The sequence below is a fragment of the Streptomyces hyderabadensis genome, from assembly GCF_020404845.1.
Lineage (GTDB): Bacteria > Actinomycetota > Actinomycetes > Streptomycetales > Streptomycetaceae > Streptomyces > Streptomyces hyderabadensis.
Genome location: NZ_JAIOJZ010000020.1, coordinates 16,639 through 31,003, shown reverse-complemented (window position 1 = coordinate 31,003; position 14,365 = coordinate 16,639). Strand labels below are relative to the sequence as shown.

Here is a 14,365-nt window from a genome sequence, read left to right as displayed (position 1 = left end):
CGCCCCCCTCACCCCCGGGCACCGCCCCGCTCACCCCCGGGCAACGCCCCGCTCACCCCGGCGCACCGGCCCTGCTCAGCCGCCGCGCCCCACGCCCCAGCGGCTCCGGCCCGCACAGCGCCCCCACCACGGCCGCCACCGCCAGCAGCAGTGCCCACCGGTCGTGCCCGGCGGGCCAGCGCGGATCGTCGGCCTGGACGAACAACGCCCACCCCTCCGGTGCGAGGAGGGGCGCGAGGACGGCGATGAGCAGCAGGGCCGCGGCGACGAACGGCCCCGGGCTCGCCTCGTCCGTCAGCCGTACGGCCAGGGCCGCGACGGCGAGGGCCAGGACGCCCACCGCCGCCGCCTCCAGGCTGACCGCGCCGGCCGGGGGCCGGGACGCCGAGTGGGACAGGAGCAGTACGGCCGTCCACCACAGGACGGCCATCGGCGCGACCAGGGCCACCCGCAGCGCCTGCCGGACGGGTCTCGGGGCCGGGACGGGCGCGGTGAGGTGGCGGGCCGGGTCGTCCAGCAGGAAGACCAGGCCCAGCGCGCCGATCAGGGCGACACCGCGCAGCACCAACAGCGTCTGCCAGGGCGCCGGTTCGGCACCGGTGGCGAGGGGGCCGGCCGCGACCAGCAGACCCAGCGTCCCCGCCGCCGCCAGAGCCCGCCACGGGAGCGTGCGCCACAGCGGGCCGACCAGCTGCGCCGTCACTCCCGGAGCCATGGTCACTCCTCGCACGAGTCCGCCTTCCCCGGTTTGGCCACGCCCAGCAGCTCGGCGACGCGGGCGGTCGTGACACCCGGCGCGGTCAGCTCGGCCCAGTGCTCCTTCACCCGGGTCCCGACCCCGGCGGGCGGCTTCTCCAGCAGGTGCCGTACGACGTCCGTCTGCCCCTCCGTCATGCTCAACGGGTCGGTGGGCGACAGGACGATCGCGGAGCCCTTCACACTGTCGTCCAGGCGGACCCGGCGCAGTGCGGCCATCGGGTCGTCCTGCCAGCTCAGGGAGAGCCACATGACGGTGACCATCCGCCCGTCGCAGATCTCGCTCCCCGCCGCCTCCGTGCCCGCGACGAGGACGGCGGCGACGGCACTGGAGAACTCGGGGACCCGGTTACCGCCCCAGGCGGTGCCCACGGTCACCTGATGGGCGTCGGTCAGCGCGGGAATCGCGCTGTCGGCCGCCGGCCCGTACCGGGCGTCGATCCGCTGCCGTACGACCAGGGGCCGGTCGTGCGCGGGGCCGCCGGCCAGGGACTGGACGTGGTCCACGACCCCGGCCCAGGCGTCGGTGCGCGGGCCCCACTCGGGAAAGGCGCAGTACTTCGACCGGCCGTGCTCGGTGCAGGTCAGCTCGGGGCGCACCGAGGCACGCTCACGCGCCGCGGTCAGCTCCGGCGACGGCGTCGCGCCCTGGGCCTGGAGCACGCCGCCCGTCACCGCCGCCGCGAGGCCGAGGGCGAGGCCCGACCGGACCGCCGCGCTCCGCCCGCCCGCGACGACCACCGCGAGGACGGCGATGCACAGGGCGACACCCGACAGGTAGAGGGCGTGCCAGGCGGCGGGCCGCCCCAGCAGGTCCGAGGGCAGGGTGTCCGGGCCGATCTCGGAGACGACCGGTGCCAGCCAGGACCGCCCGTTCGTGTCGCCCGGGGAGGCACCGAGCACGAAGGCGAACAGCAGCACGACCACCAGCAGCGGTGCGGCGAACGCCCACCGCCGCGCCAGCCGGCCGAGCAGCACCCCCAGTTCCCCGAACACCAGCACCGTCAGCGGCCCCACGGCCAGCTCGGCCGGCGAACCGTGCCCGATGGCCCCCGGCTTGAACGCCTCCCAGGTGAACTGACCGGCCACGCACACGGCGGTGAGCAGGGCGGCCGGCACGACCGACAGCGCGTGAGCGGCCGTACGGCGCCAGGGCCGCAGGACCAGCATCGAGAAGTGCGGCTCGGTGCCGTGCCGTTCGGAGCGGACGACCGCGTAGTTGGCGTACAGCAGGACGGCCAGGCCGACGAGCATCGGCATGGACTGGGTGGCGCGGTCGGCGTCCTGGAGGGCGGGGCTGCCGTCCCAGGAGGTTCTGGTGCGCCAGACGATCCACGCGACGTACGCCGCGAAGGCGATGAGGACGGGGATGCTCAGCAGCAGCCTGCGTGCCTCGAACCGGGCCAGGGCCAGCACGGCCCGCGCACCACGGTCCCGCAGCGGCGCCTGTACGGGCGCGGGCTCCGCCACCAGTACGGCGCTCACGCCGCCACCTCCGTGTCCGCGCCGTCCAGGACGAGCAGGTAGCCGTCCTCCAGGGTGGGTTCGGCGGGCTCGGCGCCGGGGGGCGGATCGCCCACGTTCCGGAAGGAGCCGGTGCCGGTGCGCCAGCCGGCCTTGGCGCCGGGGTCCTTCTCCGTGCTGCTCCACACCCGCCCGGCGGCCCGCGCGGTCAGCTCGGCCGGCGTCCCGTCGAACCGCACCGCCCCGGCCGCCATGACGATCACGCGGTGGCAGAGCATCGCCACGTCCTCGGTCTGGTGGGTGGACAGCAGCACGGTCCGCCCCTCCCCCGCTCCGGCGATCAGCTCCCTGAACCGCATCCGCTGCTCGGGGTCGAGCCCGACCGTCGGCTCGTCCAGCACCAGGAACCCCGGGTCGCCCACCAGCGCGGCGGCGAGCGCGACCCGCTGCCGCATGCCCCCGGACAGCTTCTTGATCCGGCGCCCGCGTGCGTCCCCGAGATCGACCTCCTCCAGTACGCGCCGCACCTCGCGGTGCCGCTCCCGGCGGTCGGCCAGCTCCTTGAGGATCGCCACGTAGTCGACGAACTCGAAGGCGGTGAAGTCCGGGTGGAAGCCGGGCGTCTGCGGCAGATAGCCGAGCCGCCGCCGCACCTCCTGCCGGCCGCGCGCACTCGCGGGGTCGTGCCCGAGGACGGTGAAGGCCCCCCGGTCGGCGGGCACGGCGGTGGCGAGCACGCGCAGCAGCGTGGTCTTCCCGGCGCCGTTGGGCCCGAGCAGCCCGGTGACGCCCGGGCTCAGCCGCAGCGACACGTCGTCCAGGGCGCGGGTGCGCCCGTAGTGGAGGCTGAGCCCGGACGCGGAGACGGTGGGGGTCATGGAGGTCATACGGCACTTCCGTACGGGAGAAGGGTCAAGACGAAGCGGGGGCTCACGCGACGCCGCGGGTGGAGACGTCGAACCGGTCGCGGTACAGGAACAGCAGCCCGGCGCCCAGCACCGCCACACACCCGGACACGCCTTGTCCGGTCGCGGTGAACGGCGCCAGCGGACTGTCCGTGGACGCGCGGGCCGCGTCCGCGGCCAGCAGCACGGCCGCCCAGGCGCACACGAGCACGGACGGTGCGAGCACCGGACCCAGCCGGGGGGTCAGCGCGAGCCCGGTCGCGGTGAGGGCCAGCCCGGGCAGCAGCCAGGCCAGGGCGGCCGGTCCGAACCCGGGCAGTGCGAGAGAGGCCAGGCCGCCCACCCCGAGCGCCACCACCAGCACGGCGACCGTGCGGATCATCAGCAGCCGGAAGCCGTGCATCGGCGAGACGACGGCCATCTCGTGCGTGGGGTCCAGCGCGGGCCCGTAGGCGAGCGCCACGGAGACCAGCGGCAGCAGCGGGGCGCAGACCAGGAACAGGGTGGGCCGGCCGGCGGCACCGGCCGCGACGGCCACGAGGAAGGTCGTGATCAGCACGGCGGCGAGCGCGCCGAACCAGGACCGGCGCAGTATCGGGGTGGCCGCCAGCAGCCTCGCGGTGCCGTCACCCACGCCGCACCGCACCAGCAGGCGCTCCAGCAGGGCGGGCCGGGGGGCGTCCAGCTCGGCGTCGAGCCGGGCCCACCCCGCGTCCAGCGCGGCGGCGTCGCTCACCTCGGCGAGGACGCCCCGGCAGGTGGCGCAGGAGGTCAGATGGGTGTCGGCGGACCACAGCGCGGGCGCCGCCAGCTCGCCCCGGGCATAGGCCCGCAGGTCGTCCTCGTCCACGTGCCAGGCGTCCCGGGGACGGCTCTCCTCGATTCTCATGCCAGCGCCTCCCTCAGCTGCCGGCGGGCCCGCATCGCCCGCGTCTTGACCGTGCCCGGCGGGATGCCGAGCAGGACGGCCGCCTCACGGGTGGTCAGCCCGTCGACGACGGTGGCCTGGAGCACCGCGCGCAGCTCCGGCGAGAGCCGCACGAGCGCGCCGGCGAGGTCCCCGTGCTCGACCCCGGCGAGGACGCGCTCCTCCGCCGAGACCTCGTCCCGGTGCCGCAGCCGCGCCAGCGCCTGCCGCAGCCGTCCGCGCGCACCCTCGCCGCGCAGCGCGTCTATCAGCCGCCGCGACCCGATCCGCCACAGCCACCCCGCCACGTCCCCTTCCTCCCGGTAGCGCGCGCTGCCGCGCCACACCGCGAGGAAGGTCTCCTGCACGACGTCGTCGACCACGGCCGCGTCGGCGCAGCGGCTGCGCATGCGGGCGGTCAGCCAGGGTGCGTACCGGCGGTACAGCTCCTCGAAGGCGCGGCGGTCGGCATCCGCCGCGACGGCCCGCAGCAGCTCCCCGTCGCTTCTCGTTTCGCTCACATCTCCTCATCGCACGAGCCGTGCCGATCGGTTCACACGATCCCAGAGGCGCCCCGCCGCCCTTCCCGCCCGCCGCCCTTCCCGGCGACCTTTCGGAGGCCCGCCGCTATCCCGCACGTCATGTCCCCGTAACCATCGATTCAGACAGCCTTGCGAGGCTCACCGAATGAAGCCGACCGAGCCGCAGCCTTCCGGGCCCTTGGGGCCCTCCGACGCGCCTGACTCGCGCGCGGCGCGGAAGAATGGGTTCATGAGGCAGCCGAACACCCAGGCAGAGGTCCAGCACACGCAGCCCTCCGTGGGCTCCATCGCGGCACACCGCCCCGACACGGTGGCCGCCACGGTCTCCGGCCTGGAGCCGGACATCGACGCCGACCTCGACGCGTACGAGGAGTCGGAGGAGTCCCAGAACGGCGACCTCCGCCTTCCGCAGGGCCGCTTCCTGGACCGCGAGCGCAGCTGGCTCGCGTTCAACGAACGCGTGCTCGAACTCGCCGAGGACCCGAGCACGCCCCTCCTGGAGCGCGCCAACTTCCTCGCGATCTTCGCCAGCAACCTGGACGAGTTCTTCATGGTCCGCGTCGCCGGCCTCAAGCGCCGCATCGCGACCGGCGTCGCCACCCGCTCCGCCTCCGGCCTCCAGCCCCGCGAGGTGCTGGACATGATCTGGGCCCGCTCCCGCGAGCTGATGGCCCGGCACGCCGCCTGCTTCCACGAGGACGTCGCCCCGGCCCTGGCCGAGGAGGGCATCCACCTGGTCCGCTGGAACGAGCTGGCGGAGAAGGAGCAGGCCCGCCTGTTCACCCTCTTCCGGCACCGGATCTTCCCGGTCCTCACCCCCCTCGCGGTCGACCCGGCCCACCCCTTCCCGTACATCTCGGGCCTCTCCCTCAACCTCGCGGTGGTCGTCCGCAACCCCGTCACGGGCCACCGCCACTTCGCCCGCGTCAAGGTCCCCCCGCTGCTCTCCCGCTTCCTGGAGGCCTCCCCGGGCCGTTACGTCCCCGTCGAGGACGTCATCGCCGCCCACCTGGAGGAGCTGTTCCCGGGCATGGAGGTGCTGGAGCACCACACCTTCCGCCTCACCCGCAACGAGGACCTGGAGGTGGAGGAGGACGACGCGGAGAACCTCCTCCAGGCTCTGGAGAAGGAGCTGATGCGGCGGCGCCTGGGCCCGCCCGTCCGCCTGGAGGTCGAGGAGTCGGTCGACCGCGAGGTCCTGGACCTCCTCGTACGCGAACTCAAGATCGGCGAGGCGGAGGTCTATCCGCTGCCCGGCCCCCTGGACCTCACCGGCCTCTTCCGCATCCACAGCCTGGACCGGCCCGAGCTGAAGTACCCGAAGTTCGTCGCCGGCACCCACCGCGACCTGGCCGAGGTCGAGTCGGCGTCCGCGCCGGACATCTTCGCCGCCCTGCGCACCAAGGACGTCCTGCTCCACCACCCGTACGACTCCTTCTCCACCTCCGTGCAGGCGTTCCTGGAGCAGGCCGCCACCGACCCGGACGTCCTGGCGATCAAGCAGACGCTGTACCGGACCTCCGGCGACTCCCCCATAGTCGACGCGCTCATCGAGGCCGCCGAGTCCGGCAAGCAGGTCCTCGTCCTGGTGGAGATCAAGGCCCGCTTCGACGAGTCCGCCAACATCAAGTGGGCCCGCAAGCTGGAGGAGGCCGGCTGCCACGTCGTCTACGGCCTGGTGGGTCTCAAGACCCACTGCAAGCTCTCCCTGGTGGTACGCCAGGAGGGCGAGACGCTGCGCCGCTACAGCCACGTCGGCACCGGCAACTACCACCCGAAGACGGCCCGCCTCTACGAGGACCTGGGCCTGCTCACCTCGGACCCGCAGGTCGGCGCGGACCTCTCCGACCTGTTCAACCGCCTCTCCGGCTACTCCCGGCGCGAGACCTACCGCCGGCTGCTCGTCGCGCCGAAGTCGCTGCGCGACGGCCTCGTCTCCCGCATCCACAAGGAGATCCAGCACCACCGCGCCGGCCGCCCCGCCCACGTCCGCATCAAGGTCAACTCGATGGTCGACGAGGCCGTGGTCGACGCCTGCTACCGGGCGTCCCAGGCAGGTGTGCCGGTCGACGTGTGGGTGCGCGGGATCTGCGCGCTGCGCCCGGGGGTGCCGGGCCTGTCGGAGAACATCCGGGTCCGCTCCGTCCTCGGCCGCTTCCTGGAGCACTCGCGGGTGTTCGCCTTCGGCAACGGCGGGGAGCCCGAGGTGTGGCTGGGCAGCGCCGACATGATGCACCGCAACCTCGACCGCCGGATAGAGGCCCTGGTCCGGGTCACCGACCCGGCCCACCGGGCGGCCCTGAACCGGCTCCTCGAGAACGGCATGTCCGACACCACCGCCTCCTGGCACCTCGGCCCGGACGGCGAGTGGACCCGGCACGCCACCGACGCGGACGGCCAGCCCCTGCGCAACGTCCAGGAGATGCTCATAGACGCCCGGAGGCGCCGGCGTGGCACAGCGACACCTTGACCCGACGGACCCCACGGCGACCGCCCCGCCGCCGCACCCCGCGAGCGGGCACGCGACCGCGCGCGGGGAAGCGGGCGCGAGCCCGCGGGCCGACGCGGACACCGACGCACTCGTGGGCTACCTGCGTGCCCAGGCCACGGAGTTCCTGCGCGCGCTGCGCCGGCACCGGGAGTCGGGAACGGGAACCGGCACCGGCCCGGAGACCGGCACCCGCCCGGGACCCGGAACGGGACCCGCCACCCGCCCGGGACCGGGAACCGGCACCGGCACCCGCCCGGGACCCGGCCCCCGAACCGCCACGGAGCCGGCCGCGAACGGCACCCACGGCACCCACGGCTCCCCGGTCCGGGCGACCCCGCCCGCGGACGACGTGGACGCCGCCCGCGCCCTGCGCCGAGCCGCCCGCCGCATCAGCGCCACCCTGCACACCTTCCAGCCGCTGCTGGACGCCGACTGGGCGGAGGAGATGCGCCCCGAGCTGGCCTGGCTGTCCGGCACGCTGGCGATGGAGCACGCCTACGCGTCCCGGCTGGAACGCCTGCTCCAGGCCCTGCACCGGCTCTCCGGCTCGACGGCGTTCCCGGCCCCGCGGCCGGTGGGCCGGGCCGGCGTCACCGCGACCGTGCCGCCGCCCGGCGTGTCCGCCGTGTCCGCCGCAGCCACCGCACCCGTGGCCGCCCACCCGGCGTCCGCGAACCGCGGCAACCTCACGGTGGGCGCGGCCAAGGCGGGCGCGCTGCTCGACCGGCAGCTGACCCTGGCCCGCACCCGGGCGCACTCCACGGCCCTCCAGGCGCTGGGCAGCAGCCGCTTCCACGCCGTCGCCGACAAGGTCGCCTTACTGGCCAGCGAAGTGCCACTGAGCAGCACCGGCCGCAGGGCAGCCGCCGCTGCCCCCGGATCCACCGGCCCCGACGCCGCGCCCGTCGACCTGCGCCCGCTGGCCGCGGCCGCGCAGGAGCGCCTCACCGACGCGGTGGCCGCCCTCCCCCTGGTCACCGCGGGCAGCCCGTACAACGCCGAGGCGCTGGTCCACGGGCTCTCCCCGGACCCGGCCCCGCACCCCCAGGACGCCCCGTGGCACCAGGTCCGCCTGCTGCTGCGGCTGCACCGCTACGCCCTGGAGGCGCTGGCCGGCGCGGCCCCCGCGGGCCCCGGGGACACCGACGACTCCGTCGACGTACGCCTGCTGGCCGCGGGCGAGGCCCTCGACCGCCACCGCGACGCCGCGGAGGCCGCCGCGGCCGCCGCCCAGGCCGCCCGTACCCCGCGTATCGCCCCGGCCACGGCGTACGCGCTCGGCGTGCTCCACGCCGACCAGCGGCATGAGGTGGAGGCGGCGCGGTACGCGTTCCAGCACTGCTGGCGCAAGGAACCGATCAGGCTGCCGTAGGCACGGCCGCAGGACGACGGGAGGCGTGCGCACCGTGAGCCCCGCAGACGACGACACCACGGTCCGTGCGGCCGGCTGCGTCCTGTGGCGCCCCGCGCCGCCGAGCGCCGCCGGCGGCCTGGAGCTGTGCCTCGTGCACCGCCCCAAGTACGACGACTGGTCGCACCCGAAGGGCAAGCTCAAGCCGGGCGAGGCCCCGCTCGCGGGCGCCCTGCGCGAGGTCGCGGAGGAGACGGGGTACGCCGCCGACCCGGGCGCGGAGCTGTCCACCGTGCGCTACCTCGCGGGCGGCCGCCCCAAGGAGGTCCGCTACTGGGCCGCCGAGGCCACCACCGGCGCCTTCGCCCCCTCCGACGAGGTCGACCGCATCCTCTGGCTGTCCCCGGCGGCCGCGCGAGCCCGCCTCACGCAGCCCCGGGACCGGGCCCTCGTCGCCGAGCTGCTCGCCACGCGCCTGCCCGGAGCACCCGGCGGGGCCTGACCCCTCGGGACCGCCCCGTGTCCTCGACGTAAGCGTTCCGTGACCTCACCGCACCGTCCACAGGGGTTCACCCGGCGTTCATTTATGCCCTTCGGCGCCTTCATCTGATCTGCCTAATTTCGGCCTTACCACTCCTCGCACGCCGCCGAATTCAGGACGGCGGCTCCTGGAAGGAACTCCCTCAAGTGAAGCTTCAGCGCATGAACCGGCGGGCCCTCGCTCTCGGTGCTCTCGCCGTCTCCGGCGCCCTGGCCCTCACGGCGTGCGGCTCCGACGACACCGGCGGCAACAGCAACGGCGGCGACGCCAGCGCCGCCGCCAACAGCAACATCAAGTGCGACGACGCCAAGGGCCAGCTCCAGGCCTCCGGCTCCTCCGCGCAGAAGAACGCCATCGACGCCTGGGTCAAGCAGTACGTCGCGGCCTGCAAGAACGTACAGATCAACTACAACCCGACCGGCTCGGGCGCGGGCATCACCGCCTTCACGCAGGGCCAGACCGCGTTCGCCGGTTCGGACTCCGCGCTGAAGCCGGAGGAGATCGAGGCCTCGAAGAAGGTCTGCACCGACGGCCAGGCCATCGACCTGCCGATGGTCGGCGGCCCGATCGCGGTCGGCTTCAACGTCACGGGCGTCGACTCGCTCGTCCTGGACGCCCCGACGATGGCCAAGATCTTCGACAGCAAGATCACCAACTGGAACGACGAGGCGATCAAGAAGCTCAACCCCGACGCCAAGCTTCCGGACCTGAAGATCCAGGCCTTCCACCGCTCCGACGAGTCCGGCACCACGGACAACTTCACCAAGTACCTGAAGGCCGCCGCGCCCGACGACTGGAAGTACGAGGGCGGCAAGTCCTGGGAGGCCAAGGGCGGCCAGTCCGCGCAGGGCTCCTCCGGCCTGGCCGGCCAGGTGAAGCAGACCCCCGGCGCCATCTCGTACTTCGAGCTCTCCTACGCCAAGGACGGCATCAAGACCGTCGACGTCAAGACCGCGGCCGCCGAGCCGGTCAAGGCCACCGTCGAGAACGCCACCGCCGCCATCGGCGCGGCCAAGGTCGTCGGCACCGGCAAGGACCTCGCCCTGGAGCTGGACTACACCCCGGACGCCGCCGGCGCCTACCCGCTGGTCCTGGTGACGTACGAGATCGCCTGCGACAAGGGCAACAAGGCCGACACCCTGCCCGCCACCAAGTCCTTCCTGAACTACATGGCCTCGGAGGACGGCCAGGGCCTGCTGGCGGACGCCGGCTACGCCCCGATGCCCACCGAGATCATCACCAAGGTCCGCGAGACCATCTCGGGCCTGAGCTGACCCGAGTGCGGTCCGGTCCCCCGGGGCCGGACCGCACCGTCCGGTGCACCGCCGCCAGGAGCCCCGACCGGGCTCCGCCCGAGCCGCCGACCACGGCGGCTCCGCAGACCGGAGAACCCGATGGACATAACAACGGACACCCAGAAGCCAGCCCCCTCCCGCACACCCCAGCCACCCGCCGCCGGGAACAAGCGCGCCGGCCGCGGCGTCACCCGCCCCGGCGACCGGATATTCGTCGGCCTCTCGCGCGGGTCCGGCATCCTCGTGCTGGTCATCATGGCCGCCATCGCGGCCTTCCTCACCTACCGCGCCGTCCTCGCCATCGGCGAGGACGAGGCGAACTTCTTCACCAGCTTCGAATGGAACCCGACCGGCAGCCCGCCGGAGTTCGGCATCGCGGTCCTGGCCTACGGCACCGTCGTGTCGTCGGTCATCGCCATGGCCATCGCCGTCCCGATCTCGGTCGGCATCGCGCTGTTCATCACGCACTACGCCCCGCGCAAGCTGGGCGGCCTGATCGGCTACGTGATCGACCTGCTCGCCGCCGTGCCCTCGATCGTCTACGGCCTGTGGGGCGCGCTCGTCCTCGTCCCGCACCTGAACGGGCTCTACGGCTGGCTCGACGAGTACCTCGGCTGGACCGGCATCTTCGAGTGGAACGGCGGCGCGGGCCGCTCGCTGCTCACCGTCGGCATCCTGCTCGCGATCATGATCCTGCCGATCATCACCAACGTCAGCCGTGAGGTCTTCCGGCAGGTCCCGCGCATGCACGAGGAGGCCGCCCTGGCCCTCGGCGCCACGCGCTGGGAGGTCATCCGGATGTCGGTGCTGCCCTTCGGCCGCTCCGGCGTCATCTCCGCCTCGATGCTCGGCCTCGGGCGCGCGCTCGGCGAGACGATGGCCGTGGCCATGGTGCTCTCCCCGACCTTCGACATCACCCCGAGCCTGCTCGACCCGGGCGGCGGCACCTTCGCCCAGAACATCGCCAGCAAGTTCAACGAGGCCACCCAGATGGGCCGCGACGCCCTGATCGCCTCCGGTCTGGTCCTGTTCGTCATCACCCTGCTGGTCAACGGCGGCGCCCGCATGATCATCGCCCGCCGCAAGGAGTACTCGGGGGCCAACGCATGAGCAACGCAACCCTGACCCCCGCCCCCAAGAACCGCAGCTCGCTGCGCGCCGCCACCCTGCCCAAGTGGTTCCCGTGGGCGGTCGCGGCCGGCTCGGTCCTCCTCGGCCTCGGCATCAGCGCCGCCGCCGGGCTGAACAGCAGCATCCAGTGGGCCCTGATCGCCGCGGTCCTCTTCGTCGCCGGTTCGTACGGCATCTCGGCGCGCGTCGAGGGCGGCCGGCAGGCCAAGGACCGGGTCGCGACCAGCATGGTCTGGGTCGCCTTCCTGCTGGCCCTGATCCCGCTGCTGTCCCTGATCTGGGAGACCGTGAAGCAGGGCGTGAAGGTCCTCGACGGCTACTTCCTGACCCACTCGATGGGCGTGGTCGGCGACAGCGAGCCCGGCGGCGGCATCTACCACGCCATCCTCGGCACCCTGGAGCAGGTCGGCCTCGCCACGCTGTTCTCCGTGCCGGTCGGCGTGCTCACCGCGATCTACCTGGTCGAGTACGGACGCGGCCGGCTCGCCAAGGCCGTCACCTTCTTCGTGGACGTCATGACGGGCATCCCGTCCATCGTCGCCGGTCTGTTCGTGCTCAGCCTGTGGGTGCTGATCCTGGACATGGGCCCGTCCGGCGTGGCCGGCTCGTTCGCCCTGTGCATCCTGATGATCCCGGTGGTCGTCCGCTCCACCGAGGAGATGCTGAAGCTCGTCCCGAACGAGCTGCGCGAGGCGTCCCTCGCCCTGGGCGTGCCGAAGTGGCGCACGATCCTCAAGGTGGTCCTGCCGACCTCGATCGGCGGCATCGTCACCGGCGTCATGCTGGCCGTCGCCCGCATCACCGGCGAGACGGCCCCCGTGCTGCTGCTGGTCTGGGGCACCGACTTCATCAACGCGAATCCCTTCCAGGACCCGCAGGAGTCGCTGCCGATGTACATCTACCTGCAGTACGGCGCGGGCTCCGACGCGGCCTACGACCGTGCCTGGGCGGCGGCCCTGACGCTGATCGCCTTCATCATGATCCTCAACCTCGCGGCCCGCGGCATCGCCCGCTGGAAGGCCCCGAAGACGGGTCGCTGACGCGACCGACGCAGAACAGTCAGCGACTCGGACCGAAAGAAGCAGTGATACCCATGGCCAAGCGCATAGATGTCAGCGGCCTCAACGCCTACTACGGCTCCTTCCTGGCCATCGAGGACATCTCGATGACCGTCGAGCCCCGCTCCGTGACGGCCTTCATCGGCCCCTCCGGCTGCGGCAAGTCCACCTTCCTGCGCACGCTCAACCGCATGCACGAGGTCACCCCGGGCGGACGCGTCGACGGCAAGGTGATGCTCGACGACGAGAACCTCTACGGCGCGGGCATCGACCCGGTGGCCGTGCGCCGCGAGGTCGGCATGGTCTTCCAGCGCCCGAACCCGTTCCCGACGATGTCGGTCTACGACAACGTGGCGGCGGGCCTGCGCCTGAACGGCAACTACAAGAAGTCCCAGCTCGACGACATCGTCGAGAAGTCGCTGCGCGGCGCCAACCTCTGGAACGAGGTCAAGGACCGCCTGAACAAGCCGGGCTCCGGCCTCTCCGGCGGCCAGCAGCAGCGCCTGTGCATCGCGCGGGCGATCGCGGTCGAGCCGAACGTCCTGCTCATGGACGAGCCCTGCTCCGCCCTGGACCCGATCTCCACCCTGGCGATCGAGGACCTGATCGGCGAGCTGAAGGAGCGCTTCACGATCGTCATCGTGACGCACAACATGCAGCAGGCGGCGCGCGTCTCGGACCGTACGGCGTTCTTCAACCTGGCGGCGGTCGGGCAGCCCGGCAAGCTGATCGAGATCGACGAGACGGAGCGCATCTTCTCCAACCCGTCGGTCCAGGCCACGGAGGACTACATCTCCGGCCGCTTCGGCTAGACCGTCCCTCCCAACCCCTCGCGGTGCTGCATGGCGGTGCCACCGCGAGGAGCACAAGGGCCCGCCCCCGGCTCCCGGGGGCGGGCCCTCTCACGTGCTGTGCGGGGCCTCGCTAGAGGAAGGCGAGGTTCACGATCCAGAACGACACCGCCGCCACCACCGCGGCGGCCGGCATCGTGATGAACCACCCCATGATGATGTTCTTCGCGACCCCCCACCGCACGGCGTTGACCCGCTTCGTCGCCCCCACACCCATGATCGCCGAGGTGATCACGTGCGTCGTGGAGATCGGCGCGTGGAACAGGAACGCCGACCCGAACATGATCGACGCCCCCGTCGTCTCCGCGGCGAACCCCTGCGGCGGATCCAGCTCGATGATCTTCCGCCCCAGCGTCCGCATGATCCGCCAGCCACCGGCGTACGTGCCCGCGGACAGCATCAGCGCGCAGGCGAGCTTCACCCACACCGGGATCGGGTCGCCGTAGTCCTCGACGTCGGCGATGACCAGCGCCATCACCACGATGCCCATCGTCTTCTGCGCATCCTGCAGGCCGTGCCCCAGCGCCATGCCCGCCGCCGACACCGTCTGCGCGATGCGGAAGCCGCGCTTGGCCTTGTGCGGATTGGCCCGCCGGAAGATCCACATGATCGCGGTCATCACCAGGTAGCCGGCCAGCAGGCCGATCACCGGCGACACGAACATGGGGATGACGATCTTGTCGACGACCCCGTGCCAGTACACGGTGGTGCTCCCGGCCAGCGCCGCGCCGACCATGCCGCCGAACAGCGCGTGCGACGAGGACGAGGGAAGCCCGAAGTACCAGGTGATGAGGTTCCAGACGATGGCGCCCACCAGCGCCGCGAAGAGGATCCCCATCCCCTTCGAACCCTCGGGGGTCTGGATCACCCCCTCACTGACGGTCTTGGCGACCCCGGATCCCATGAACGCGCCGGCCAGGTTCATGACCGCGGCCATGGCGAGCGCCGCCCGGGGCGTCAGCGCACGCGTCGACACCGAGGTGGCGATCGCGTTGGCCGAATCGTGGAAGCCGTTGGTGTACGTGAAGAAGAGCGCGACCCCGATGGTCACGACCAGAGCGAAGGTGTCCATG

Annotated in this window: 13 protein-coding genes; 7 read left to right on the top strand and 6 right to left on the bottom strand. The window is 72.9% G+C overall.

Annotated elements, in window-relative coordinates; translation table 11 throughout:
- Positions 1-52: 52 nt before the first annotated feature.
- Genes K7854_RS17385 through K7854_RS17365 form a run of 5 tightly spaced genes read right to left on the bottom strand, consistent with a single transcriptional unit; the run spans position 53 to position 4,553 of the window.
- A complete protein-coding gene (locus K7854_RS17385) occupies positions 53-715 on the bottom strand; it encodes an ABC transporter (protein ID WP_226027436.1) in 663 nt (220 codons plus the stop codon).
- A gap of 2 nt (positions 716-717) precedes the next feature.
- Entirely contained in the window at positions 718-2,241 is a 1,524-nt protein-coding gene (locus K7854_RS17380; protein WP_226027435.1) for an ABC transporter permease, read from the bottom strand.
- The gene (locus K7854_RS17375; RefSeq protein ID WP_226027524.1) at positions 2,238-3,098 is read right to left on the bottom strand and encodes an ABC transporter ATP-binding protein; all 861 of its coding nucleotides are present in this window, start codon (positions 3,096-3,098) and stop codon (positions 2,238-2,240) included. Before K7854_RS17375 ends, K7854_RS17380 begins: the two co-directional genes overlap by 4 nt.
- Before the next feature lie 52 nt (positions 3,099-3,150).
- Entirely contained in the window at positions 3,151-4,014 is an 864-nt protein-coding gene (locus K7854_RS17370) for a cupin domain-containing protein (RefSeq protein ID WP_226027434.1), read from the bottom strand.
- Entirely contained in the window at positions 4,011-4,553 is a 543-nt protein-coding gene (locus K7854_RS17365) for an RNA polymerase sigma factor (RefSeq protein WP_011029464.1), read from the bottom strand. Before K7854_RS17365 ends, K7854_RS17370 begins: the two co-directional genes overlap by 4 nt.
- 250 nt (positions 4,554-4,803) lie before the next feature.
- Between K7854_RS17365 and K7854_RS17360 the strand changes: the two genes are divergently transcribed.
- From K7854_RS17360 to pstB, 7 genes are all read left to right on the top strand, one after another.
- Positions 4,804-7,044 carry an RNA degradosome polyphosphate kinase gene (locus K7854_RS17360; protein ID WP_226027433.1) on the top strand — a complete coding sequence of 747 codons (2,241 nt, stop codon included), beginning with the start codon at positions 4,804-4,806 and terminating at the stop codon, positions 7,042-7,044.
- The gene (locus K7854_RS17355) at positions 7,025-8,437 is read left to right on the top strand and encodes a CHAD domain-containing protein (RefSeq protein WP_226027432.1); all 1,413 of its coding nucleotides are present in this window, start codon (positions 7,025-7,027) and stop codon (positions 8,435-8,437) included. Before K7854_RS17360 ends, K7854_RS17355 begins: the two co-directional genes overlap by 20 nt.
- A gap of 34 nt (positions 8,438-8,471) precedes the next feature.
- Positions 8,472-8,918: an NUDIX hydrolase gene (locus tag K7854_RS17350; RefSeq protein WP_226027431.1), complete on the top strand. Its 447-nt coding sequence runs from the start codon at positions 8,472-8,474 to the stop codon at positions 8,916-8,918.
- 185 nt (positions 8,919-9,103) lie between these two features.
- Positions 9,104-10,231 carry a phosphate ABC transporter substrate-binding protein PstS gene (pstS, locus tag K7854_RS17345; RefSeq protein WP_226027430.1) on the top strand — a complete coding sequence of 376 codons (1,128 nt, stop codon included), beginning with the start codon at positions 9,104-9,106 and terminating at the stop codon, positions 10,229-10,231.
- A 120-nt stretch (positions 10,232-10,351) separates the two neighbouring features.
- Positions 10,352-11,362, top strand: coding sequence for a phosphate ABC transporter permease subunit PstC (pstC, locus tag K7854_RS17340; RefSeq protein ID WP_226027429.1), 1,011 nt, complete (start codon positions 10,352-10,354; stop codon positions 11,360-11,362).
- On the top strand, positions 11,359-12,423 hold the full coding sequence (gene pstA, locus K7854_RS17335) for a phosphate ABC transporter permease PstA (protein ID WP_109035063.1): 1,065 nt from the start codon (positions 11,359-11,361) through the stop codon (positions 12,421-12,423). The genes pstC and pstA overlap by 4 nt, the downstream gene beginning before the upstream one ends.
- Positions 12,424-12,476: 53 nt before the next feature.
- Positions 12,477-13,253 carry a phosphate ABC transporter ATP-binding protein PstB gene (gene pstB, locus K7854_RS17330; protein ID WP_226027428.1) on the top strand — a complete coding sequence of 259 codons (777 nt, stop codon included), beginning with the start codon at positions 12,477-12,479 and terminating at the stop codon, positions 13,251-13,253.
- 112 nt (positions 13,254-13,365) lie between these two features.
- On the opposite strand, the gene pitH is transcribed toward pstB, so the two are convergent.
- Complete coding sequence (gene pitH / locus K7854_RS17325) at positions 13,366-14,364, bottom strand: low-affinity phosphate transporter PitH (protein ID WP_226027427.1); 999 nt, start codon at positions 14,362-14,364, stop codon at positions 13,366-13,368.
- Position 14,365: the final 1 nt, after the last annotated feature.

Coding starts and splice junctions, on each gene's coding strand:
- K7854_RS17385 (WP_226027436.1), bottom strand. CDS start 715: ATGGCTCCGGGAGTGACGGCGCAGCTGGTCGGCCCGCTGTGGCGCACG.
- K7854_RS17375 (WP_226027524.1), bottom strand. CDS start 3,098: ATGACCCCCACCGTCTCCGCGTCCGGGCTCAGCCTCCACTACGGGCGC.
- K7854_RS17370 (WP_226027434.1), bottom strand. CDS start 4,014: ATGAGAATCGAGGAGAGCCGTCCCCGGGACGCCTGGCACGTGGACGAG.
- K7854_RS17360 (WP_226027433.1), top strand. CDS start 4,804: ATGAGGCAGCCGAACACCCAGGCAGAGGTCCAGCACACGCAGCCCTCC.
- pstC (WP_226027429.1), top strand. CDS start 10,352: ATGGACATAACAACGGACACCCAGAAGCCAGCCCCCTCCCGCACACCC.
- pstA (WP_109035063.1), top strand. CDS start 11,359: ATGAGCAACGCAACCCTGACCCCCGCCCCCAAGAACCGCAGCTCGCTG.
- pstB (WP_226027428.1), top strand. CDS start 12,477: ATGGCCAAGCGCATAGATGTCAGCGGCCTCAACGCCTACTACGGCTCC.
- pitH (WP_226027427.1), bottom strand. CDS start 14,364: ATGGACACCTTCGCTCTGGTCGTGACCATCGGGGTCGCGCTCTTCTTC.